A 23,248-nucleotide genomic window follows, 5' to 3' on the forward strand; every position below is an offset into this window, starting at 1 on the left:
GTATTGAACGAATCAATACATAATTCCCTTGTACTACTCTTTATTGTTTATTGTTATCATTTAGTCAAAGATCGCTTCTTTTTTTATCAACTTCATGCGCTGCGTTCAGCGGTGAAGCGGGTGCAAAAGTAGAAAACTTTTAATTATACTCCAAATGTTTTATGAACTTATTTTGAAAATAATTAATGGGAAATAAACAAGGCTTTAAAAACAAAGACTTTAGACTATGAAAATATTTTTATTTTTATTTTTGGTTATTCTTATAATAACAGTTTTCACCATTTTTTATATTTTTACGACACTGAAAAAAAGAAAACCAACCCACACAATATGGAGCTATATTATTCCTTTTCTATACTTATAGTCATTGCGACCATCTTCTCTTATATAAATATCCGCTTTCTAAAACTGCCTTCAACTATTGGCATTATGGTAATCGCCATGTGCGTATCATTAGGACTTGTGGTAATTGGCAGTACAACCACTACGGAACCACTGCATAATTTTTCAACCTTAATAAAGCACATCGACTTCACCAAGGTATTAATGGGCTGTATGCTGAATTTCCTTTTATTTGCAGGAGCTATACATATTAACTTGCAGGATTTGAAAGAGCAGAAGTTTCCTATCGTAGTATTTTCATCGCTTAGCGTTGTAATTTCTACATTCGTGGTTGGCTTCGCTATGTACTATATAGTAAACGACCTCCTACCTCTACTTGATATACATTTTGAGATACCTCTTATATACTGTCTATTATTTGGAGCATTAATTTCGCCAACCGATCCTATAGCTGTACTGGCTATATTGAAAAAGGCTAAAGTTTCAAAATCTTTAGAAACGAAGGTTGCTGGAGAATCATTATTTAATGATGGAGTTGCTGTTGTCGTGTTTACACTTATCCTTAGTATTGCGCAAGGTGGTGAAAACTCTGCCGATATATCATTCGGGAGTGTATCGTGGCTGCTTGTAAAAGAAGTTGCAGGCGGATTGCTTGTTGGCTTTGGACTCGGATACCTGGCATGGCATGGTATGAGAACTGCTAATGACTACAAAATATCTGTTCTCATAACTCTCTCGGTGGTAATGGGCGGTTATCTGATTGCAACAGCGATGCACATATCGGGTCCATTAACTATGGTTGCTGCCGGTTTGATAATCGGTGACTCCCGAAGAAAAGGCCTTTCGAAGATGAATCAGGCAACATCTAATTACTTAAATGTATTTTGGGAATTGATAGATGAAGTTATGAATGCTATTTTATTCTTATTTATTGGCTTCGAACTATTACTGATTCCAGATCTTGGAGATTATTGGCTGGTAGGCATAATCAGCATTGTGGTCGTACTATTCGCCAGATATGTTTCTATCCGGATACCGACACATATTATTCCTTTCAAAAAGAAGTTTTCGAACGGAACGATCACTATTCTTGTCTGGGGTGGTTTACGCGGCGGGGTTTCAATCGCACTGGCTCTCTCTATAGCGGAAGGTGAACATAAACCTATTATAATAGCCGCAACTTATTTCGTAGTCGTTTTCTCCATAATAGTACAAGGTTTAAGTATAGGGAAACTATCGAAGAAGGTTCAAATATAAAAATGTGGATATTTAGCACCTATATATAAAGGTAGAGTTGGCAATTTTCTCTTTTTATTTAAATATCTTTGTGCCATTAAATGAATAATAAATAACAGTATAAATATAGATTATATATGAAAACACACCTCGCTACCAAATTGGCAATTATAATTGCAGGCATTATTTGTTTCGCTTCTTGCAAGGAGAAGCAACCTCAATTTGTTATTGAGGGAAAAATAGACGGCGCTGATTCAACTGTATTATATCTGGAAAGACGATCGCTGACGGAAGTAAAAACAATCGATTCGGTGAAAATAAGTAGCGATGGCAATTTCAAATTCGAAGAGGCCGCTTTAGGATATGCTGAGTTCTATTTATTGAAATTGAACGGACAAGTTGTTAATATAGCTGTAGACTCAACTGAGACCATTACCATCAATGCATCAAAATCTAATTTTGCAACCGAATATACAGTAGAAGGTTCTGAGCAAACAAACCAAATTAAAGAAGTAACACTGGCACAATATAAATTAAGCCAAGCGTTCAAAGATCTGAGCACAAAGTTCACGAACAAAGAATTATCTCAAAGCGAATATGTAAGTCAGATACAACAAGCTATCGAGGATTATAAGAATTTAGCAAGATCTGTTATCAATTCCGATTACAAAAGTCTCGCTGCTTACTTTGCTCTCTTTCAGAAAGTAGATAGTTATCTGATTTTCGATCCAATGGATAAGAAAGACAGAATATTGTTCCAAGCTGTAGCTACGGCATGGGATCAATACAGACCTGAATCTCCGAGAACAGAACAAATTCGGGAGTTTACCTTAACAGCTTTGGCGGAAGTAAAAAGATTAGCTAATCAGGAAAAGGCTCTTAATGAAATAGAAGCAACAGAGGCTGAATCCAGTACATTTTTCAACATATCGCTACCCAACATTAAGAATGAAGAGATTAGCCTTTCGTCTTTGAAAGGGAAAGTTGTAATTCTCGATTTCACCGCTTATCAGACAGAATACTCTCCGGCGCATAACATTTTAATCAATAATGTATATAGCAAGCATGCATCAGCAGTGGAGGTGTACCAAGTGTCTTTCGACTCGGATCTACATGTATGGCAAAACACAGCAACAAATCTGCCTTGGATATGTGTGAGAGATAGCAGATCTCTGAATTCTGAGCTATTGGCAAAGTTTAATATACAAGGTTTACCTACCACCTATCTAGTTGATAAAAACGGAAGTATAGTAAAAAGATTATCACCGAGTGACAACTTAGCCACCGAAATACAGCGAATATTGTGAAATAGCTAAAAGAATATCTGAATTTTGTGAAAAGATTTGGATAATATAAATATTAAAGCTTATATTTGCGAAACATACAAGCATAAAAGGAAAAGGAGTTCTGGCCTAAATCGGCAAGGATTCTTTTTCTTTTTGGCGCGTTAAACAGTAGTAAATGACGAACTTAAATTTAAATTATTATGGCTGCTACCTACATGACCGAAGAAGGTTACAAAAAGTTGAAAGAAGAGATTAATGTACTTGAGACTGTGGATAGACCTGCTATTTCAAAACAGATCGGCGAAGCTAGAGATAAAGGCGATTTGTCGGAAAATGCAGAATACGACGCAGCAAAAGAGGCACAAGGAATATTGGAAGCAAAAATCGCTCAACTAAAGAACTTGATTGCCAGTGCCCGTTTGATCAATGAAGATGCAATAGGCACCGATTTTGTGCAAATACTTAATAAAGTGACAATCCGCAACACCAAAAATAATCAGGAAATGACTTACACTCTTGTAGCTGAGAGCGAAGCTAACCTGAAAGAAAACAAACTTGCTATCAATACCCCTATTGCAAAAGGATTGATGGGCAAAAAGGTGGGTGATGTGGCTGAGATCAAAGTACCTTCGGGTATGATGAGTTTCGAAGTTATGAACATAACCTTGTAAACAGAAGGATGCCCAGTATTTTCAGTAAAATAGTTGCAGGTGATATTCCATCGTACAAAATAGCAGAAGACGAAAAGTTCTATGCTTTTCTTGACATCAATCCAATGGCGAAAGGACACACTTTGGTTATACTGAAGGAAGAGGTCGATTATATATTCGACATTGAAGATACAATCCTTGCCGAAATGACGGTATTTGCGAAGCGTGTGGCTAAGGCCATCGAAAATGCTATTCCTTGCGAGCGTATCGGGTTAATGGTTATTGGATTGGAGGTACCTCATGCGCATATACATCTGATTCCGATCAATAAAGAATCGGACATGATACTATCTCATCCCAGAGTGAAACTGGAACAAGCTGAGTTTGACGAAATAGCTCAAAAAATAAGGGAGAAATTCTGATAAGAATAAAGTATCCGAAAAGGATAAGAGAAGGGATTGGTTCTTTATGAATCAATCCTTTTTCTTTTTATAACTATGCATAATGATGACGAGATCACTCGTTTTAAAAACATTACAAAATAACACTCACAAAAAAAGGATGCTTTCATTTACGTAGAAGCATCCTTTCGTATTTTAATTAAGCTTAGTCTAACCTATCACATGCATTGCATCTAAAACAATCTTTAGTAAAAACAATGCAGCGATGATATATACCGTTGCTGACACATCTTTAGATTTACCGGCAAATACTTTAATGAAAGTAAAGCTTAGCATACCGAATACTATACCTTCGGCAATACTATATGTAAATGGCATAAACACGATGGTAATAAATGCAGGTAATCCTTCTGTAATATCATTAAAATTGATCTTAGCCACTGACGATATCATAAACAATCCGACTATAACCAGTGCCGGAGCCGTAGCTGCCGCAGGAACCATTAAAAACAACGGAGCAAGGAATAACGCCAGTGCAAACATTAAAGCTGTGCTAACAGCTGTTAAACCCGTACGCCCTCCTGAAGCGACACCTGATGCACTCTCAACATACGATGTGATAGTACTTGTTCCCAATACTGCGCCGATAGTTGTACCCAAAGCATCAGCAAAAAGAGCTTTCTTCATTTGGGGGAAATTACCTTCTTCATCTGCAAATCCTGCTTTAGACACAACACCGATAAGTGTACCCACCGTGTCGAAAAGATTCACAAAAAGGAAAGTAAATACTACGATCAGCATATCTAATGAAAGGATATGATCCCATTCGAACTGAGCAAATATAGGTGCAATAGATGGAGGCAGAGCAACTATCGATTTTTCAGGTAACGCTATATCACCAAGCGCAAAACCAAATACTGTAGCTACAACAATACCTATCAGTATAGCTCCATTTACATTTCTTGCAAACAATACACCAGTCACCAGCAATCCTAAAAAGGCAATCCAAACACTATGTTGAGAGAAATCTCCCAATGTAACTAATGTATTAGGATCGGTAACAACTATACCGGCTCCTTTCAAGCCTATCAAAGTAATAAACAGACCGATACCAACAGGTATAGCATCTTTTAAAACTTTTGGTATACTTTTTACTATTAATTCACGGACATTAAAGAATGTAAGTAGTATAAATACAATACCTTCTATAAATACTGCTGTCAAAGCAAACTGCCATGTGTAACCCATCGTTAATACAACCGTAAAAGCAAAAAAGCTGTTCAGACCCATTCCCGGCGCCTGCGCGATAGGTAATTTGGCTAAGAAAGCCATCAACAGAGTTGCTATAATTGTAGCCAAGGCTGTAGTTGTAAACAACGCCTCCCTATCCATCCCTGTGGCTGACAATATATTCGGATTCACTACCAGAATATAAGACATTGTAAGGAAGGTTATAATACCTGCTACAAACTCTCGACGAATAGTCGTCTTATTTTCAGTAAGTTTGAAGAATTTTTCCAGAATGTTATTCATTTTAATTTCGTCTTAAAAGTTCCATTTAGCGGCAATGGTCGGGTTTACATATACTACATTTTTGTTATAGCGGTAAAAGTTGTTACTAATTTCAATTTCGGTACCGAAAGATAAATTAGGAGTTGCATTATACCAGAATTGAGGCTCGGTCAGTAAGATGATTTTCTTTCCACTTTCAAAACCGGCATGGGTACGAACCTTATTTTCTGTCCACACATCCAAAAAACCAGAAAGGGATACTTTATTCTTAAATAGATTCGCATTCCAAATACCTGTCCATTGAATATCATTACTTACTTTTTCGAACGAGTGATATTTATAAACCAGATAAGTACTCAAATTTACTCCTTTTATGTTTACAGCATAAGATGGTCCTACCAGATATGCATTCTCAATAGTAAAACCTGAATTATTGGCTGCCGACTTACCTGTCTTACCAACCCCACCATTAAACTCCGCATGAGCCATAATAGGTGACTTCCCCAGTTTGATATCGCGTGCAATCTCCATGTAAGCAAGACCTATATTGCCTCTGCTCTGATTAAAATCTAAATCGACAAACATAAATGTAGATCCCCATTTGTCGGGTTTAAACATTTCGAATGTTACTGTAAAATAGTTCCTGTCAAATGAATCTCCATGCAAAGAATGTCTAGGATCGAAGTGCAACTGCAGATTCTGTGCTGAAACAAAGGCTGTTAAAGCTAATAGACTAATGGTAAAGATGAGTTTTTTTATCATAGTTTTTTAAATTTTTCACAAAAATAGTCAAAAAAAGGAGTGTATACCAGACAAATCCTTTTTTAACAGACACAATTATTTACTTTGCTGTAACATATTGTATCAAAGCATATAAATAACCTCTACAATCAAACTTTTCGTCAAATGGAAAATTTTTCTCTCATTTTTATTTTGGATTATAAAAAATTGTCATATCTTTGCACCGCATAAACGAAAAGAACGGGATGTAGCGCAGTCCGGTTAGCGCACCTGCTTTGGGAGCAGGGGGTCGTGGGTTCGAATCCCGCTATCCCGACAGTTCAGAAGATAAGCACTTAGAGAAATCTAGGTGCTTTTTCTATATATGTATATGCGAATTACATGCAATTAGTAGAATTAGATGAAATGAACTGATAACAATAATAGGACTAAGCACCAATGCAACATGAAAAGAGCAACCGATTATGGTTACTCTTTTTAAAATCCTATTCTTTATCATCCGAGCTACAAGCAACAAATAAAGGTATTATTAGTAATAGTAATAATAGTTTTTTTCATAATTTTGTAATTATTTTTAGTGTTAACGATATTTCTACTAAAACAGAAGCTAATCTACAAATAATAAACTACAAACAAAAATACCAATCGCTAAAGCTATATAAATACCTCCCATATATGCAATGGAAAAATCAAATATGATTGATAATACTATACCACTATTAGTATACACTTATTCGATAAATTTTCTTCTGAATCAATATTTATATTTTTTAAAATTATCAGCTATAATTATTAGAACAAATCCAATTATTGGCATGATAATCAAAAACCACCATGAACCACCACATAAAGGAATCATAACTGCACTAAACAATGAGATGAAGATAATCAAAAATTGAATTGGGTTTTTATTTATTATTTCAGAATCGCTAGGCTTGTTAAGTTTACGTTTTTCTTTTTCATACTCTCCAGCTTTGTATTTATATCCGCATTTGAGACAGGTAATTATAACTTTACCACTTCCTATTGTTCCAGCAAGTAAACCCATTCCTCCAGTTAATACTGCTCCAGTTACTGCTTTAGCTCCACTAAATCCTTTTTTATTTGATGTTAACTGAGTAGAATCGCATTTTGGACAATGCAATAAGTTTTTATCATCTGTAATTATTGTTTTTGATCTATTGATGATAAAGGCTTATTTATTGGATTTCCACAATTTGTACAACTAGATGCTTTATTGCTTACCTGTTTCCTGCATTCAGAACAATTAATTAACGCCATAATATTATACGATTTAGTTTTCGTATAAAAATATAAATTATTTTTTAACAGTTTTAATATCTGTTATTATTTTTTCAAATTCAGACAAAGTTGAGGCTTTATATAATTTTGCGTCATGATCAATAAGTGCTGTTAGTTCTTCTTTGCTCTCGATCTTAAAAAGTTCGGTAATGGCTACATTTAAGGCTCTAGCTATTTTTTCTAACGTTTCTATTGTTGAGTTGCCATTTATACTCGGTTGTGATTTGCTTTCAAATCACAACCGAATAACACGCTCCTGTTTAATTTGAGCATGAAAATATATGCCCTCTACGAGAGTTTATTTATTGTTTCACTATTGTCATTGACAAAATTAACAGAAGTTTGAAAGTCTGGTTCTTTATAATACAAAGCAACAATGTGTATCTATATGACTTATTATATATAAACTAAATACACAGACAGATCTAATCATTCTTCTTACAACGTACCGAATTTATGTAAGAACGACTGGAATTTGCCCTTGTCACCTGATAAGGGGGACTATCTGCGAACGATCCCCGGTCAAAGGACCGGAACCACGCACTGGTACTGCCATTAACACTACTAGACCAGATGGTGGTATAGTTACCATAATTATCAAACGAACCTGCGTATGCCCCACCTGCTCTTCCCACAAGCTTAATATCGAAACCACCTTGTGATGCAGGAAGACTAGTTCCTCCGGTGGTAGTAACACCTGTAGCACCCGGCACGAGGCATGGAGATAGCATGGCATAGCCGTGGCCGTTTCCGTTGGCCGAACCGCGGGAGTTGTAAGTGGTATTCCATGTATCGTTCCACGTGGTAGGATTGAATTGGGCGGAGCTACTATACGTACTGTATTTTTGAGGATTGTTGTAGATTTCTTTTTCCAATTGATTCCATTCACTGTCGCTTGGCACATGCCAGCCCGCAGGACATACACCCTGGATAGGAGTTAGAGGTCCTTGATTCGGACGACCTTCGCCCTGATCCACAACTCCTCCTACAGCGTCTTGTGCACCGAGCGTGGCGGCGGCATACGAATAGATCAATCCCTGATTTTTTCTCCAAGTGGAAGGCGCTATGCCCGGAGTAGCAACATTAGCATTGGGATAGGCATAAAACCTGTCGGCAGAATTGTTATTCGAGTTGCCGGTACTGGCTGTAAAACTAGGGTCGATGTAGCACATGTTTTCGAGCATCCATACACCGGCAACATCACCGAAAGAGCGGTAAAGGTAGGTTTCGTTGTCGCGCGGATCAGTAAGTGTTTGTACATCGGGCGACAATGTAATCTCCCGCAGGCTCTCCCACTGTGTACCATTCCACACGTAAAGTCCATTATCCATTCCTGTGCCATTTACACATGCATTAGTATTATAAACCAATAGTCCCATGTGGGCGACCTCGTCCCATGTACCGGACGATCCGATGGATTGGGCGAGTTGCCCTAAAGCGGGAGTAGTAGTGACCATTGATACCCGGGGCATGCCTATACCTTTAGCTGAGTTAGCATTGTTCCCCTGATTTTCTTTAAGTTGAAGCAAAGACCCGTCTAGAGGCGGGTTGTTCGACCCGATGGTAACTTGCCCGCTCAATGTATTTTGAGCAGCTAATGTAATCACCGACAGAAAGATTAATTTCTTATAAAATATATTCATTTTGTACGTGTTTAATAAAGTTTGTTATTATGTCTTCTAGTTATTCTGAGCCTAATTATCTTATCCTAATTAATACATCCTGATACTTTGTAAGGTGTAAATGCAACTATTTGACTGTAAAGATAATGTAATATATAAAATAAACACATCTAGCATGTTAATAAATATCATGCACACCTCAAAATAAATAAATAAAGATACACAAGTTTTTACATTTTGACTTCTAGCCATTCGAGGGACAAGAATTATAAAAAAATAGGCTACCCCATAGCATTAGGGTAGCCTATTAAGAATAATACTAAAAAACACTTGGAAAAATCACTCAGTAGTGCTAGACGGGATAAGTTTTTTCACCAATACATCTCTTATTATCAATGTTAACCAAGTACCAAATACAAATGGGAAAGTAAGTACAGGTAAGTCGCATCTCAGCATAATTTCTTCGGTAATACCCGATAGTATAACTGCTATAACGACATACAAGCCATTAATCTTTTTGGGTCCCGAGAATACGATAGAACAAAGCACGGCGTTGAAGCTGAACATACCCATTTTCACGTCTTCGATACGATCTTTCAGCAATATGGCAACAAGAACACCAAACAGTGCACCGAACAAACCGTATAAAGCAGCAGTAGGAGAACTTACATAAACTGCAATGAAGAATATCACTCCGGATAGAAGACTACCTTGGAAGATAACTTCACCGAATCCTAAACCGTAATTCATTAATGAGAACGGAGTATATTCGACGATCTCTGTCAAATAATCTGCAGGAGCATCGGGAACTGGCGTAACGCTATGGAAAATGAATAAAGCAATCCAAGTCAAAATGATAAACGGAAACGTAAATACCGGTATCTTTTTCTGAATAAAGAAATTCATTATTAATGCACTTATTGCCGATAATACGACAATAGCAATCCAAATAAGCAGCGTAGCTTCGAAGAATACAATAAGCGCAACCCCTACTAGCGTAGCATTAAAGCCATAAAGACCCGAATTGATATTTTCCTCATCGAACTTCAGCAATTTAGCTGTTAATGTTCCGACAGTGACGGCAACCAAAGCAGCCAGAGCCATAACCGGAGAGTTGATAAGAATACCGATCAGGAAGAGTAAACCCGTGAGCACATTGCTCTGTAACATTATCTGCCCTACACCTTTTAGGTAGGGATCCCAGAAATAAACCTTATCTGTTTTCATTGTAACAATTTTTTAAAGTAAGATTATTATCATTCACTAATTAGAATAAAACTAGCGGGCTTACAATACCGATTAGTATTTGTCCTGTATTGTTATTCGCCATATCAAATTGGCTCTTAGCGTAATTAGTATAATTATTGTAGCGGCCTACATAAGCAGCAAATACCTTAACATTATAAGGCTTAAATAAATGATATTCTAGCGCTGCCACAAAGCTCCACTGATCTCTTATATGAGTAGTACGTTCTGCACTTGTGTCAGGATTTCCTCTCCAATAATTAGAATTTACCATACCCATGATTGTTGTACTCCACTTAGGAGTAAAGAAATATTCGCCACGAACCCAATGCTCTATATATCTTACATCCTGTGCCCTCTCTGCAAAATTATATCCCAGCAAATTACTTAAAACTCCGGTGTTGTCTAAGTCTTCATTACTGTATTTGAAGTCATATTGTAAAGTCAGATTCGGTACTTTAAGCTGATTACCTAAAGCTACTAAATTCCAGTGTTGATTTTTTGCTAAGTTATACATACTGTAACTCCACATGGTACTGAATAGTCCATCTGCAAATTCTCCTTTCCAGTTTCCTGTTGCTCCCAACGGTATTTTGGCAGCCTCTACACCGGGAGTATCACCATAACGCATTTCGAACGAGCGAGTATTAGAGTTTACAACTTGTAGAGTGAGGCTATGATCAGGAGTAGCATACCAACTACCTTTTATACCTGACAAGAAGAAGTCTCCATATTGAACCATGTCGTTATATGCATACATGTACACCGGATTCAAGAAAAGCTCATAACTACCCCATTCGGATAACATTTTACCTGCAGTCACTGAGAAATTAGGGGTCACGTCATAACTTACGTGCGCCAAGTCTATAGAATGCTTCAATCCATCGGTAGTTAATGCATCGGGAGAGTTATTTGCAAACCTGTCCCGAAATGTAAAGCTAATTTTATCTGTAACATAACCAGATATTTCCATTCGAAACTCGTTCATCCGAAATGCAGAATTCACAAAATTCCCATTCGAAAAATTACTATTCGATGCATATCGAATATTAGCAATCATATTCACATCCTTAAAATACTTACCTTTATCTATACTAATAAGAGGCTTACTCCGCAGGGAGGTAGAATCATACTGATAATCTGGATCTTGTGCATACATCGATGCGTACAAGAAAACACCAATAATTATTAAAATAACCTTTTTCATAAATTCTATTTTTAATGTTTGTAATCAATCAGAAAAATATATTAATCCTCAAAAAACTTCTTACATATTCTTAATCACCAATTCCAAAAGATCATTCCTGCTCCGCAAAGTGTAACTACACCTCCACCAATCGCATACGAATAACGCTCGAGGGCATTTGTTTTCACGAATGAATAGCCGTAATATCCGAGCAGAACGACACTAAGCATCGTAAAGACAGTAGTTATAGTGAAAACACCTATTATCAGTAATATCTCTGTAACCGAACGTGTGACTCCCGAATAGAAAAGAAGTGGAATAATAGGCTCGCTAGGTCCCATAACAAAGATGGCCAGTAAAATCCAAGGCGTAACTTTTACTCTGCTTTGCGGGTACGTTGTTTCACCATGCTTATGCGAGTACACATAAATATCGTCGCCACTATATACATCAAAATGTTTATGAGGTTTATTGGTATATGCTTTATACAATCCCCATAAGAGATATACTCCGCCCAAAATAAAAAAGCTCCATGCAGCCAAACTGCCTCTTACATCCTGAAACCAATCTAGTTTAGATAATTGCCATCCGAGTAATAAACCGATTAATCCGATAAGAACCGAACTCAACACATGACCGATACCACAAGCAGCAGTCCACATAGCAGTAGTAAATAGCGACCATTTTTTTGCGCGCGAAAACACGATAAACGGCAAGTAATGGTCGGGGCCCGATGCTGTGTGAACAAAGCTGATAGCAACGGTTGTAAATAGTAGAGTTAATATTTCAGCATTCATGATCGTTCAGTTTAAAAGAATATATTCTATTTATTCTACTGCAATGGCTTTCTCTTTAGTTTGAGGATTGGGCGTATTTAATCCCCATAAATATTTCTCGATCTGTTTGAATGAATCAAATAGCTGCTCTCCGCCATTTCCAAGAATTCTTATGATTATAGAATTTGGTAAGGGCTGGGATACGCCATAAATAATATCTTCTTCGAGTGATAATAAATCATGTATATATTCAGCCTGATCCAATATATTCTCATTGCGAGTATTAACATGCAGAAGTGTAGCTTGATGGGTATACCCTTCGAGCTGACCTATGGAGTCAATATTCATCAATTCGGGCTCGATAAGAATATTGTCTTTTATTATCATTTTATTATTGTAAAATATTTCCGTCAGGTTCTGAAATTCTTTGAAACGGAATACTTCCCCCGAATGCTTTCGTCCACAAGTAATAATTTCTCCATACGTAAATATGGTCTGGTTCTTAAGATGAACGGTATTATGTGCTTTGAATATAGAGTGTTCGTGAGGCACTATGGGGTGTTGAATATAGCTTATCTCGCTTCCTTCATCCAGCTTGATAACCATTTTCTGGCTCGCACCATCCTGCATTCTGAAAAGCCGCTGATAAGACTGGGTTTGCAGTTGAAGCCTTGTATCCTTTTCTGTCTCGATATCGATATCGTAGCAATCATTATCGAGAATGCCCGGCGACGAACTCATTATCATCAGATAAAGAGCCGGATCGGGACGGTTTTCGCCAACATTTGCCAATCTGAAAGGACGGGTGAAGTAGGTATCTTTTATATACGACCGGCCGCCTTTTTGTCCTATTTTTAAATCAAGTTTATTGATCATAGTTAGCTATTATAAGGAGATTATTATTTTTAGAAAAACAAACCGGACAACACCATTAAGGCGATTGCCCGGCTGAGTTTATATCACTTATCTAATTAAACCTTTAGGCTCTTCGATATCTTCGAGTAATGCATATTTTTTAAGCCATGCGATTACTGTATCCAAACCTTCTAAAGTCATAAGGTTGGTAAACACAAAAGGTGCTCCCTTTCTCATTTTTTTAGAATCGCGCTCCATAACGCCAAGATCGGCAAGAACATAAGGGGCTAAGTCTATTTTATTTATTACAAGAAGATCGGAGCGGGTAATACCGGGACCACCTTTTCTTGGTATTTTATCACCCTCGGCCACGTCTATTACAAAAATGGTTACATCTGCCAGATCGGGACTGAATGTTGCCGAAAGGTTATCACCACCGCTTTCGATAAAGATGATTTGTATATCGCTGAATCTGTTTGCCATTTCATCGACAGCTTCAAGATTCATACTTGCATCTTCGCGTATCGCTGTATGAGGACATCCTCCTGTTTCTACACCGATAATACGGTCTTGAGGTAACTGGCTGTTTTTTGTTAAAAACTCAGCATCTTCTTTTGTGTAGATGTCGTTTGTGATTACGCCTATGCTATATTCATTCATCAACCTGCGTGAAAGGCGTTCTAATAGTGCTGTTTTTCCTGATCCTACAGGACCTGCTACACCAACTTTTACATATTTTCTCTTGCTCATTTTCTTTTGTTTTTTAATAATAATATAAAGTACTGATAACCCACATAAATGAGTTACTTGTTTATTCTAATAATCTGTTTTTACATTAAGACATATATAAGCGGGAATACAACTTCTCGTGCTCCATACAGCGTATATCAAAGCCGATATTACAGAACCCGACAAGGCTTCTATCAAGGCTTAAGACTTTGGGTACTACCGATTGGATTACATCTTGCATCCGATATAGAATATCCTGCCCCGAAAGTTGACTCAAAGGCACAAGTTTAACAGCATTTGTTACCATACCTACAGCCGAGTTGTAGAAGAAAGCGTAAATTGCTTCACTAATAGGTATTCCGAACAAAGCGGCATACAACCCGAATGTAACCGAATAATGCCCTTCTGCCTCTTGCGAATTAATAGCTTCCTGGTATTTTTCGATGATAGGAGATGTTACTTGTCTGTCGAATATTTTAAATAGTCTTACCCCTAACTTTCGGCTAGCCTGCTTTATTTCGACAGGGGCTTTCAATGCTGCACATTCTTGGTCGAGAGCTATCAAAGCGGCTATATCATTACTCATAGCAGTCTCATATGCCAGCTTTACAAAGGAAGCATCGTTGTACAACACATTATTTGTAATCATATTGTGAACAAATGATTCTGTAGTAGCATCATCTTTCACTATTTTATGCTGCACATAAGACTCCAAACCATTCGAATGGGAGTATCCCCCAATTGGCAGAGTCGGATCGCATAAGTGCAGTAACTTCCCTATATAAGCATTCATAAATGTTCTGTTTTTTATTTAGCTAATCCCATTATTTTAGAAAAGATGGAGCTTCCTTCTCCATGCGAATGACTATGTGGCTGCACACTTGCATTTACAATATTGAGAAGTTTTTTATGTACTTTTTCCGTGTGATAGCCACTAGCTTTCAGCCATTTGAAGATTGGTTCTTCGTAAGGTATGAGAATCAAATCGTCTTGGATAAAAACGGGTAAATGTTTGTTCCCGATCTCGTAAGAGACACTCCCCATTTCCAGCATTGTGTGGGGTGTAACTTGTATGGCATCGCACGGCAGTATATCTACAGCGATTATTTTATCGTCATCCATATACAGTATATCATCTTGACGGAGACGTTGACCTTCTTTCATAAAGCGGATTGCAACATCTGTTCCATCAATTGTTTTGCGTCTTTGTATTCGTTTGTTCGCTTCAAACCACTCCATCTGTATTAATTCGACTTTGCGATCTGCAACTTTTACGTCTTTCAGGTTTCCTGCTATTTGTTCTACTACCATGATTTTTTTGCTATTTAGTATTTTTCCTTTTGTTATTTAACAACCGGAATGGCCGAACCATTCCGGTTATTGATATGTTAAGCTTCTTCTGTTTTAAAACAAGAAGTAGCGTTGTCCCAATGGAACAGTATCTACCGGTTCGCAAGTGATCTTAACGCCATCTACTTTCACTTCGTAATTTTCAGGATTTACAGTGATTTCCGGAGTCTTGTCATTGTGAATCAAATCTTTCTTAGATACATTTCTACATCCCGAAACAGGAAGAAGAAGTTTTTCCAAACCATATCCTTGTACAGTACCGTTGTCGTAAGACACTTTAGATACGAATGTGATACATGTTTTAGAAAGAGCTTTACCAAATGCACCGAACATATTACGATACATAACAGGTTGAGGAGTTGGGATAGATGCACTAGGGTCACCCATACGTGCAGCGATCATCATTCCGCCTTTGATAATAATTTCGGGCTTAACACCGAAGAAAGCCGGTTTCCACAATACGATGTCGGCAAATTTACCCGGCTCGATAGAACCTACATATTGAGAAATACCTTGTGCTATAGCCGGATTGATAGTGTATTTTGCCACATATCTTTTTGCTCTGAAATTATCATTGTTTTTGCCCTTATCTTCAGCCAAAGCACCTCTTTGTCTCTTCATTTTATCAGCCGTTTGCCAAGTACGAATAGTTACTTCGCTAATACGTCCCATAGCTTGAGAGTCGGAACTCATGATACTGAATACACCCATGTCGTGTAGGATATCTTCAGCTGCAATAGTTTCTGGTCTGATACGTGAATCGGCAAATGATACGTCTTCAGGAATAGTACGTTTCAAATGGTGACAAACCATTAACATATCAAGATGCTCATCAATCGTATTTACTGTATAAGGGCGAGTAGGGTTCGTAGATGCAGGTAGTACATTCGGATACATCGCTATTTTGATGATATCAGGAGCATGTCCACCACCAGCACCTTCGGTATGGAATGTATGGATCACACGTCCGTTGATTGCATTGATAGTATCTTCCAAGAATCCTGCTTCGTTCAATGTATCGGTATGGATAGCGATTTGAACATCGTACTTGTCTGCTACAGTTAATGCAGTATCAATAGTAGCGGGAGAAGTACCCCAGTCTTCATGTAGTTTCAAACCTAAAGCACCTGCTTCTATTTGTTCTATCAGAGGAGCTTCGGTCGATGAATTTCCTTTTCCGAACAGACCAAAGTTCATAGGCAGACCTTCCAATGCTTGTAGCATACGTTCGATGTGCCATGGTCCCGGAGTTACTGTAGTTGCATTTGTACCATCGGCAGGACCTGTACCTCCACCAATCATGGTTGTGGTACCACTATATAGAGCATGCTCTACCTGTTGCGGACAGATATAGTGAATATGGGTGTCGATAGCACCTGCAGTAGCAATTAAACCCTGTCCACCATGTACTTCGGTCGAAGCTCCAATAATCATATTAGGAGCAACTCCATCCATTGTGTCGGGGTTTCCTGCTTTGCCTATACCTACAATTTTACCGTCTTTTATTCCCAAGTCTGCTTTTACAATACCAGAGTGATCTATGATAATAACATTAGTTATAACCATATCTAAAACACCTTGGCTACGTGTAGCTACACTCGATTGAGCCATACCATCGCGGATAGTTTTACCTCCCCCGAATTTATTCTCTTCACCGTATATTGTATAGTCTTTTTCTATTTCAACTATAATTTCAGTATCGCCCAAACGCAGTTTATCTCCCGTAGTCGGGCCATACATGCCGGCATATTTGGTTTTATCTATTTTTAAACTCATGGCTTATTTATTTTTAAATTTTTTACTCTTTAACAATTCCAGACTATGTTCCTTATTATACTCAAGTGTAGTATCGCCATTAACTAAATTGTTATTTCCAAATGCACGGCGCAGGCCACCATAAGCTACAAGTTCAACCTCTTTTTCTTCTCCCGGCTCAAATCGAACCGCTGTTCCGGCTGCGATATTAAGACGTGATCCAAATGCTTTTGCACGATCGAAACTCATTGCACGATTCACTTCAAAAAAATGGTAGTGTGATCCTATTTGTACGGGACGGTCACCAGTATTGGTAACTTTTATTTTTACTGTTTTGCGGCCAACATTGCATTCAATGTCCCCTTTTGCTATAAAATATTCTCCGGGTATCATAATTGTTTGAATTTAAATTGTTCAACGTATTGGGTTATGTACTGTAACCAGCTTAACCCCATCGGGGAAAGTCGCCTCAATCTGAACATCGGGAATCATTTCTGATATTCCTTCCATCACATCTTCTTTCTTGAGCAAGGTTGCTCCATATTGCATCAGTTCTGCTACTGATTTTCCATCACGTGCTGCTTCGAGCAAATGAGTGGAAATGTAAGCTACGGATTCAGGATGATTCAATTTCAACCCGCGTTGCTTACGTTTAGCTGCTACTTCGCCTGCGACGTGTAGCAACAGTTTTTCCGCTTCTCTTGGTGTTAAATGCATAATTGGAATTTTTAATTAATTAAATAAATATGGTAAATAATCAATAACACAAGCTATCTTTCAATTGAGTATTATAACATATTATATATATCATTTGTTTTTAAGGGAAATAGAAAAGTATCATTTTATCACAAAAAAGAATGTAAAATTTAACTTAATACAATCCGATTAAATTTAACACATAGCAAGATTCGCAAGAAACATACAAATCAAACAACTAATTATCAATTATATACATCAAAAGGAAAAGGTGTTACGATTATGATAAACGTGTCTATATGCTTTACAACATGATAGAATATTAGAAAAAATAGATACATTTTACTAAAAAAGTGATAAGAACCTCATTTAAACAAATATTTAAATAAAATAAAATCATATGTTATTTATTTTAATAAATAAAACAAATTAACCTAAATTAAACATACGTAAAGTTATTAAGAAGGCTTGTTTATAAAAAAGATGATAACGCTAACCCTTAAAACTAAAAACAATGAATTTTATCACCACCCATTCAACATTTAGATAGTATCATTATTTTATCAAAAACTATATGCCACACGTGCTCTGAAAAAGAAAGGTGTTCCGGGTGTAAAATGTATCTCCTCAACACTTTCAGGTTCATTTTGCAATCGCGATTCTGTGGCAAACTGGGTCTCTTTCCATTTCGTATTAAAGAGGTTCTCGATACTCGCTCCAACCAGCAATCCCTTGTATTGATAATTGAGGTTGACATCGAATACTGTAAATCCATCTGCGACAATCGAATTATCTTCATTTGCAGGACGATTGTTCATAAACCGAAACCTGAAACTGCCCGAAAAAGATTTCCAGTTACTCAAGCTAATCCCTGCTGTACTTGTGAAATCGGGTGCCAAAGGAATATAATTCTCTCCTTTAGGCTCATCGATACTACGGGCAAATGCATAATTAGCGTCAGCATCTAAAAACAACCAATTATTTAATTGGTAACGAATTCCTAAATCAGCTCCCATCCTCCGACTTTTACCACTCGGCTCTATAATACCTGCATCACCTACATAAACGAATTCTTGCTCGGAATACAAATACCATAAGGCACTGTTAACAATAAGGCGGGGAATCGGCTTCCAGATACTACCCAAATCGGAACCAAAGACACGGGGAACCGTTTTTTTATCTTTGTCGTAAACCACCACACGGGTATCGTTCGAATGAAATCCCATTCCCGATTTAAGATAAAATTGCAGATTATCGTTCTCTGTATATATAAAATTCAACTTAGGCGAAACTAAAGTTTTTTGAGCTCCTTTATTCTGAAAAATAGTATCTAGCTTATTTTGGTAGTTGAACTGAAATTGATCGATACGCACCCCGGGAGCAACTGTCAGTTTTCCAAATTCGAACTGCGCACCGGCATAGGCAAATATATTAGATTGATCTATATCACCGAGCATCAAATTCTCGAGTGTAGTATAACGTTCTTTAGTTCTCGACAGTTCAGTATCTTTAGTTGCATCTGAACGAAATCCAACACCACCTTGTATAGCAGCTTTAACATCTCCTAGATAGAGCGTCTTACCCCATTCGCTGTTAAGTCCGAAAATATCCCTATTCTCTTTTTGTCTTATCTGGTCGCCATTGATTGGATCTTCGAGAAAAAAAGTAAAATTCGAATAGAGCTCAAATTTATATTTGCTATAAAAAGCATTGGCTTTAAAATACGTATTATCATCAATAGCTTTGAAATAAGCGGCATTGACATTCGTTCTTGATGTATTACCGCCCTCTGTATCATCCACAGCACCAAACCATGAGATCGTACCATCGTCTACCAACCGCTGAGGTATTTGCCCAGAAGCATCCCATTTGCTTGTAAAATGAGATACGGTTAAAGAAAACTTGCTGTTATCATTAAATCGTGATGTGTATTTTCCGAAAAGATTTATTCGCTTGAAATTCTGCGGAGCATCAAAAGGACCGTCGGTAAGCAAATATTCTGTGGCAATATAAGCATCTTGATTAGCTTTATCCTGATCGAGAATATTAAAAAGACCGATCACCCGCTTTGTGTTGAATTGCCCGAGTTCTACCCCTACAGTACTTTTATCTAATTTTTCTTTCGTCTTGAAAGCTACATATCCGGCTGTTGCCAAGTCACCTTTATCTGCATAATAAGGGCCTTTGCCAAAATCTATCTTGTCTACTGTTTCGGGAATCAGAAAATGCAGATCGGCATAACCTTGTCCATGGGCATGCGAAACCATATTAACCGGCATCCCGTCGACTGAGATGGCAATATCGGTACCATGATCGAGATCGAAGCCACGCAAAAATAATTGTTCTGCCTTGCCTCCACCTGCATGTTGCCCGATAAATAGCCCGGGCACTTTCCGTAGTATTTCCTGTGACGAGTTTACCGGAGTAACTTTGAGGTCAATGGCTGTGATAAAATTTAAACTCGCAAGCCTGGGGCGTATAACGACTTCTTCTAGCCTTAAAATATCTTCATCTAAAACAATCGGATCGGATTCTGACACACTGGCTCTAACATCGCGCGTCTTAAAACCCAAAATCCCTACGGATAGAATATCGGTTGAGTTTGTTTTATCTATTGTAAATATGCCAAATTCATTTGTATGGGTATGCTCATTTGTCCTTGTATTGAAAATCTGGACTCCTTCGATAGGTTTACCGTTGTCATTAACTATTTTCCCTTTCACCACTTGCCCTAAAGCTGTGCTAACAACCACAAAAGACAAGAATAAGAAAATAATCAATTTCATATCGTATTATTTAAAGAGTTTACGTGTCTGTGACAACATTGATTAACATCAAGATTAGATTTATTGTTCAGCAAGATCTGACGAAATAATTTTAGAGAGTTTTAAGTTAACAGAAAAGGAGGTACTCTAAATGTGTATAGACATTCGCAAACCTTCCACATACAAATAATCAGAATAAAGAAAGCAATAACAAAAAGACACTCATATAACACAGAATACACAACAATTACAACGATACACAATATAGAAAAACACAGAAATCCATATCAAAACTGAGGAATATGTATGAATACGATTTAGCGAAAATACAACAACAAAAGGTGATTAACTGCTCAAAAAATAAACAAAGATTAACTTATATTGTCATTGAGAGATGTTTAATTTTGCCCTTTCGCAACACCACCATAAAGCTGTTTTTGATTAATTAGAAACAGCTACTTTATAGCAGCCTTTTTAAATTCGTATATTTGCACTATGAAAACAATTCTCACAACGCTAAACGCTAAATATATACATACATCGCTTGCCTTGCGACTGCTCTATGTTGCCAATAAAGACAGATTCGACCTTTCATTTAGAGAATATGTTATCAAAGAAGATATCCAAGCTGTTGCGCAAGACCTCTTAAATCAGAATCCCGACATTCTGGGTATGTCTGTTTATATCTGGAATGTAGAGCAAACAAATAAGCTGATTAATATTCTTAAAGAAAAGAATCCCAATATGATTATCATTTTGGGAGGTCCTGAGGTCACTTACGAACCCCAATTTTTCTTGGACAAATGGAACATCGATTATATTATCAGCGGCGAAGGTGAATTTGTATTAGGCGAACTATTAGAAGCTATACAAAATGGTGTACAAACCGAAATAAAAGGAGTATCGAACAAAGGATATATCAGTAAAGAAATAGCCAGAGCCGATCTGAATAAGATTGCAACCCTACCATCTCCTTATACCCTTGAAGAAGACAAGGAGGCTATGACAAATAAGCTTGTTTACTTCGAATCTTCGCGGGGCTGCCCTTATCAGTGCCAGTATTGCTTGTCTTCTTTAGAAAAAGGGGTGCGTTATTACCCCCAGGAGTATATTTTCCACAATCTGAAATACCTGATTGATAACGGTGCAAAACAAATCAAATTCTTAGACCGTACATTTAACCTGAATAAGGATCATACACATGCTATTTTCGATTTTCTGATAGAGAACTATCGCCCTAATTTAAGTTGTCAGTTCGAAATATATGCAGATCTGCTATCGGATGATATAATAGATTATCTGAACCAAAATCTTAAGCTAAAATATTTCAGATTTGAGATTGGAATTCAATCTACACACGAGCCGACCAACATTGCAGTTAAAAGAAAGCAAGATTTCAATCTACTTGCCGGCAATATCAAAAAGCTGATGGATGGAGGAAAGATAGATTTACATCTAGATCTCATCGCCGGATTGCCTTACGAAACATTAGAGCGATTCATAAAATCGTTCAACGATGTATTTGCTCTGAAAGCAAAAGAGGTGCAACTTGGCTTCCTGAAAATGCTTCGGGGAACAAGCCTGCGAAAAAATGCCGATCTTTTTGGCTATAAATATAACCAATCGGCTCCTTACGAAATAGAGTATAACAACTGTGTTTCGCAAGAAGAACTGGAGCGCATCCACGAAGCCGAACATGCTTTAGAGAAGTACTGGAACAGCGGCAAATTCACAAGAACACTCAATAGATTGTTTGAATCGCATTACAAAGACAAATACTTTGAATTATTCGACGAAATAGGACAGTTCTACAAAGTACAACAATATCCTCATCATGGTTATCGCCTAGAAGATGTGTTCCTCAATTTGCACCATTTCCTATTATCTAAAGATATAGATTTACTGGATTTACTTAAGACCGATTATTACTGTAACTTCAAGATTCGCCCTCACGGATTCTGGGAAGATAGGATTGAGAAAAAGATAAGAAAGCGATTGCTTTATGACATTGGTCAGGATAAGAAATTTTTATCGAAGCACAAACTGAATCGCAGGATTATCGAAAAGCAGGCGGTTATCGACGCTGTGTCTGAAAATGAATATTTACTCACTGTTTTTTTAACAGAGGGTGAGTTAGTTAAGCATTTATTCCTACCCTATAAAGTAGCGGAATAACACAGAAACTAGAATTTATAGGTCAGCATCAAACGGCCTTCTGATGTTTTAGAAAATACGTCCTCGAACTTTTTGTAGTTAGTATCACGCGTATAGTTTATAAACATCCCTGTCAGATACCATTGTTTTTTCAGTTTTAGTTCGGTCTGCAGGCTGGTAACATGAAGCACTGCCTGCGATCTATCCCCTTGTGCATTGAGGGTTTTACTATCAAAATCGTCCCAATTAATATCATCCGGATAACCCCTCCACGTAAACATGCGGTACATCTCGTAGGTAGATGATACTGAAAAACGATCTGTGTATGCTATATTTATTCCTGTTTTCACGCTAAATCCACTTGCTAGATTGTAGTTTCGTTCATCCACCTGATAATGGTCGCTAAGCGCCCCTCCCAGAAGAATAGCATTGGCATGTGCAAATGCATCCATACTCCAGTTACGAAACCTCTTATTCTGGTAAATCTGTATAATATAATTGAAAAGTAGTCCACTTAGTAATTGAAAAGTATACCACTAAGTGTCTCGGATGAGATTGGCTAAAGATATTTATTCTTCATCAGGTTGTAACATTTTTTTAGTTTCTTTAACTCTGTACGACTGTCCATTCATGTTGATAAGGTAT

Annotated in this window: 20 protein-coding genes, 1 tRNA gene and 1 pseudogene; 6 read left to right on the top strand and 16 right to left on the bottom strand. The window is 37.4% G+C overall.

What is annotated here, in order from left to right:
• Positions 1–330: 330 nt before the first annotated feature.
• The 4 genes from G7Y56_RS16930 (at position 331) to G7Y56_RS16945 (ending at position 3,936) form a co-directional block, all read left to right on the top strand.
• A complete protein-coding gene (locus G7Y56_RS16930) occupies positions 331–1,599 on the top strand; it encodes a sodium:proton antiporter (RefSeq protein ID WP_165027180.1) in 1,269 nt (422 codons plus the stop codon).
• A 116-nt stretch (positions 1,600–1,715) separates the two neighbouring features.
• Positions 1,716–2,885, top strand: coding sequence for a TlpA disulfide reductase family protein (locus tag G7Y56_RS16935; RefSeq protein ID WP_165045442.1), 1,170 nt, complete (start codon positions 1,716–1,718; stop codon positions 2,883–2,885).
• Between the two features lie 179 nt (positions 2,886–3,064).
• Positions 3,065–3,535 (top strand): transcription elongation factor GreA, encoded by a 471-nt coding sequence (greA, locus tag G7Y56_RS16940; RefSeq protein WP_165027176.1) that lies wholly within the window; start codon positions 3,065–3,067, stop codon positions 3,533–3,535.
• Positions 3,536–3,543: 8 nt separating this feature from the next.
• Positions 3,544–3,936 carry an HIT family protein gene (locus G7Y56_RS16945; protein WP_165045444.1) on the top strand — a complete coding sequence of 131 codons (393 nt, stop codon included), beginning with the start codon at positions 3,544–3,546 and terminating at the stop codon, positions 3,934–3,936.
• Positions 3,937–4,125: 189 nt separating this feature from the next.
• Here G7Y56_RS16945 and G7Y56_RS16950 read toward each other — a convergent pair whose 3' ends face one another.
• Both G7Y56_RS16950 and G7Y56_RS16955 read right to left on the bottom strand, forming a co-directional pair.
• Positions 4,126–5,448: an NCS2 family permease gene (locus G7Y56_RS16950; protein ID WP_165045446.1), complete on the bottom strand. Its 1,323-nt coding sequence runs from the start codon at positions 5,446–5,448 to the stop codon at positions 4,126–4,128.
• Positions 5,449–5,460: 12 nt separating this feature from the next.
• Complete coding sequence (locus tag G7Y56_RS16955) at positions 5,461–6,189, bottom strand: DUF5020 family protein (RefSeq protein ID WP_165045448.1); 729 nt, start codon at positions 6,187–6,189, stop codon at positions 5,461–5,463.
• A gap of 220 nt (positions 6,190–6,409) precedes the next feature.
• On the opposite strand from G7Y56_RS16955, the gene G7Y56_RS16960 reads away from it, so the two are divergent.
• Positions 6,410–6,484, top strand: a tRNA-Pro gene (locus G7Y56_RS16960).
• A gap of 438 nt (positions 6,485–6,922) precedes the next feature.
• On the opposite strand, the gene G7Y56_RS16965 is transcribed toward G7Y56_RS16960, so the two are convergent.
• The 13 genes and pseudogenes from G7Y56_RS16965 to G7Y56_RS17025 form a co-directional block, all read right to left on the bottom strand.
• A complete protein-coding gene (locus G7Y56_RS16965; RefSeq protein ID WP_165045450.1) occupies positions 6,923–7,312 on the bottom strand; it encodes a hypothetical protein in 390 nt (129 codons plus the stop codon).
• A 583-nt stretch (positions 7,313–7,895) separates the two neighbouring features.
• Positions 7,896–9,113: an FISUMP domain-containing protein gene (locus G7Y56_RS16970; RefSeq protein WP_165045452.1), complete on the bottom strand. Its 1,218-nt coding sequence runs from the start codon at positions 9,111–9,113 to the stop codon at positions 7,896–7,898.
• A 318-nt stretch (positions 9,114–9,431) separates the two neighbouring features.
• Positions 9,432–10,319: an urea transporter gene (locus tag G7Y56_RS16975; RefSeq protein WP_165045453.1), complete on the bottom strand. Its 888-nt coding sequence runs from the start codon at positions 10,317–10,319 to the stop codon at positions 9,432–9,434.
• A 40-nt stretch (positions 10,320–10,359) separates the two neighbouring features.
• The gene (locus tag G7Y56_RS16980; RefSeq protein ID WP_165023634.1) at positions 10,360–11,544 is read right to left on the bottom strand and encodes a porin; all 1,185 of its coding nucleotides are present in this window, start codon (positions 11,542–11,544) and stop codon (positions 10,360–10,362) included.
• Positions 11,545–11,618: 74 nt separating this feature from the next.
• On the bottom strand, positions 11,619–12,320 hold the full coding sequence (locus G7Y56_RS16985) for a hypothetical protein (RefSeq protein WP_165023637.1): 702 nt from the start codon (positions 12,318–12,320) through the stop codon (positions 11,619–11,621).
• A 30-nt stretch (positions 12,321–12,350) separates the two neighbouring features.
• Positions 12,351–13,175 (bottom strand): urease accessory protein UreD, encoded by an 825-nt coding sequence (locus tag G7Y56_RS16990; protein ID WP_165023640.1) that lies wholly within the window; start codon positions 13,173–13,175, stop codon positions 12,351–12,353.
• Positions 13,176–13,262: 87 nt separating this feature from the next.
• Positions 13,263–13,904, bottom strand: coding sequence for an urease accessory protein UreG (gene ureG / locus G7Y56_RS16995; protein WP_165023643.1), 642 nt, complete (start codon positions 13,902–13,904; stop codon positions 13,263–13,265).
• A gap of 85 nt (positions 13,905–13,989) precedes the next feature.
• Positions 13,990–14,676, bottom strand: coding sequence for an urease accessory protein UreF (locus G7Y56_RS17000; RefSeq protein WP_165045454.1), 687 nt, complete (start codon positions 14,674–14,676; stop codon positions 13,990–13,992).
• Positions 14,677–14,690: 14 nt separating this feature from the next.
• Positions 14,691–15,194 (bottom strand): urease accessory protein UreE, encoded by a 504-nt coding sequence (ureE, locus tag G7Y56_RS17005; RefSeq protein ID WP_165023649.1) that lies wholly within the window; start codon positions 15,192–15,194, stop codon positions 14,691–14,693.
• Positions 15,195–15,287: 93 nt separating this feature from the next.
• Complete coding sequence (gene ureC, locus G7Y56_RS17010) at positions 15,288–17,009, bottom strand: urease subunit alpha (RefSeq protein ID WP_165045455.1); 1,722 nt, start codon at positions 17,007–17,009, stop codon at positions 15,288–15,290.
• A 72-nt stretch (positions 17,010–17,081) separates the two neighbouring features.
• Positions 17,082–17,381, bottom strand: a pseudogene (gene ureB, locus G7Y56_RS18710) (urease subunit beta); the annotation flags it as partial.
• Positions 17,382–17,402: 21 nt separating this feature from the next.
• Positions 17,403–17,705, bottom strand: a complete 303-nt coding sequence (gene ureA / locus G7Y56_RS17020; RefSeq protein ID WP_165023658.1) for an urease subunit gamma — start codon at positions 17,703–17,705, stop codon at positions 17,403–17,405.
• Positions 17,706–18,247: 542 nt separating this feature from the next.
• Positions 18,248–20,470 (bottom strand): TonB-dependent receptor plug domain-containing protein, encoded by a 2,223-nt coding sequence (locus G7Y56_RS17025; protein WP_165045457.1) that lies wholly within the window; start codon positions 20,468–20,470, stop codon positions 18,248–18,250.
• Positions 20,471–20,944: 474 nt separating this feature from the next.
• Here G7Y56_RS17025 and G7Y56_RS17030 point away from each other — a divergent pair, with 474 nt between their 5' ends.
• Positions 20,945–22,624 carry a B12-binding domain-containing radical SAM protein gene (locus tag G7Y56_RS17030; protein ID WP_165045458.1) on the top strand — a complete coding sequence of 560 codons (1,680 nt, stop codon included), beginning with the start codon at positions 20,945–20,947 and terminating at the stop codon, positions 22,622–22,624.
• A gap of 8 nt (positions 22,625–22,632) precedes the next feature.
• Here the strand turns inward: G7Y56_RS17030 and G7Y56_RS17035 are convergent, their stop codons facing one another.
• Positions 22,633–23,055 (bottom strand): hypothetical protein, encoded by a 423-nt coding sequence (locus G7Y56_RS17035; protein WP_165045459.1) that lies wholly within the window; start codon positions 23,053–23,055, stop codon positions 22,633–22,635.
• Positions 23,056–23,248: the final 193 nt, after the last annotated feature.

It is taken from the genome of Dysgonomonas sp. ZJ709 (assembly GCF_011039195.1).
Classification (GTDB): Bacteria; Bacteroidota; Bacteroidia; order Bacteroidales; family Dysgonomonadaceae; genus Dysgonomonas.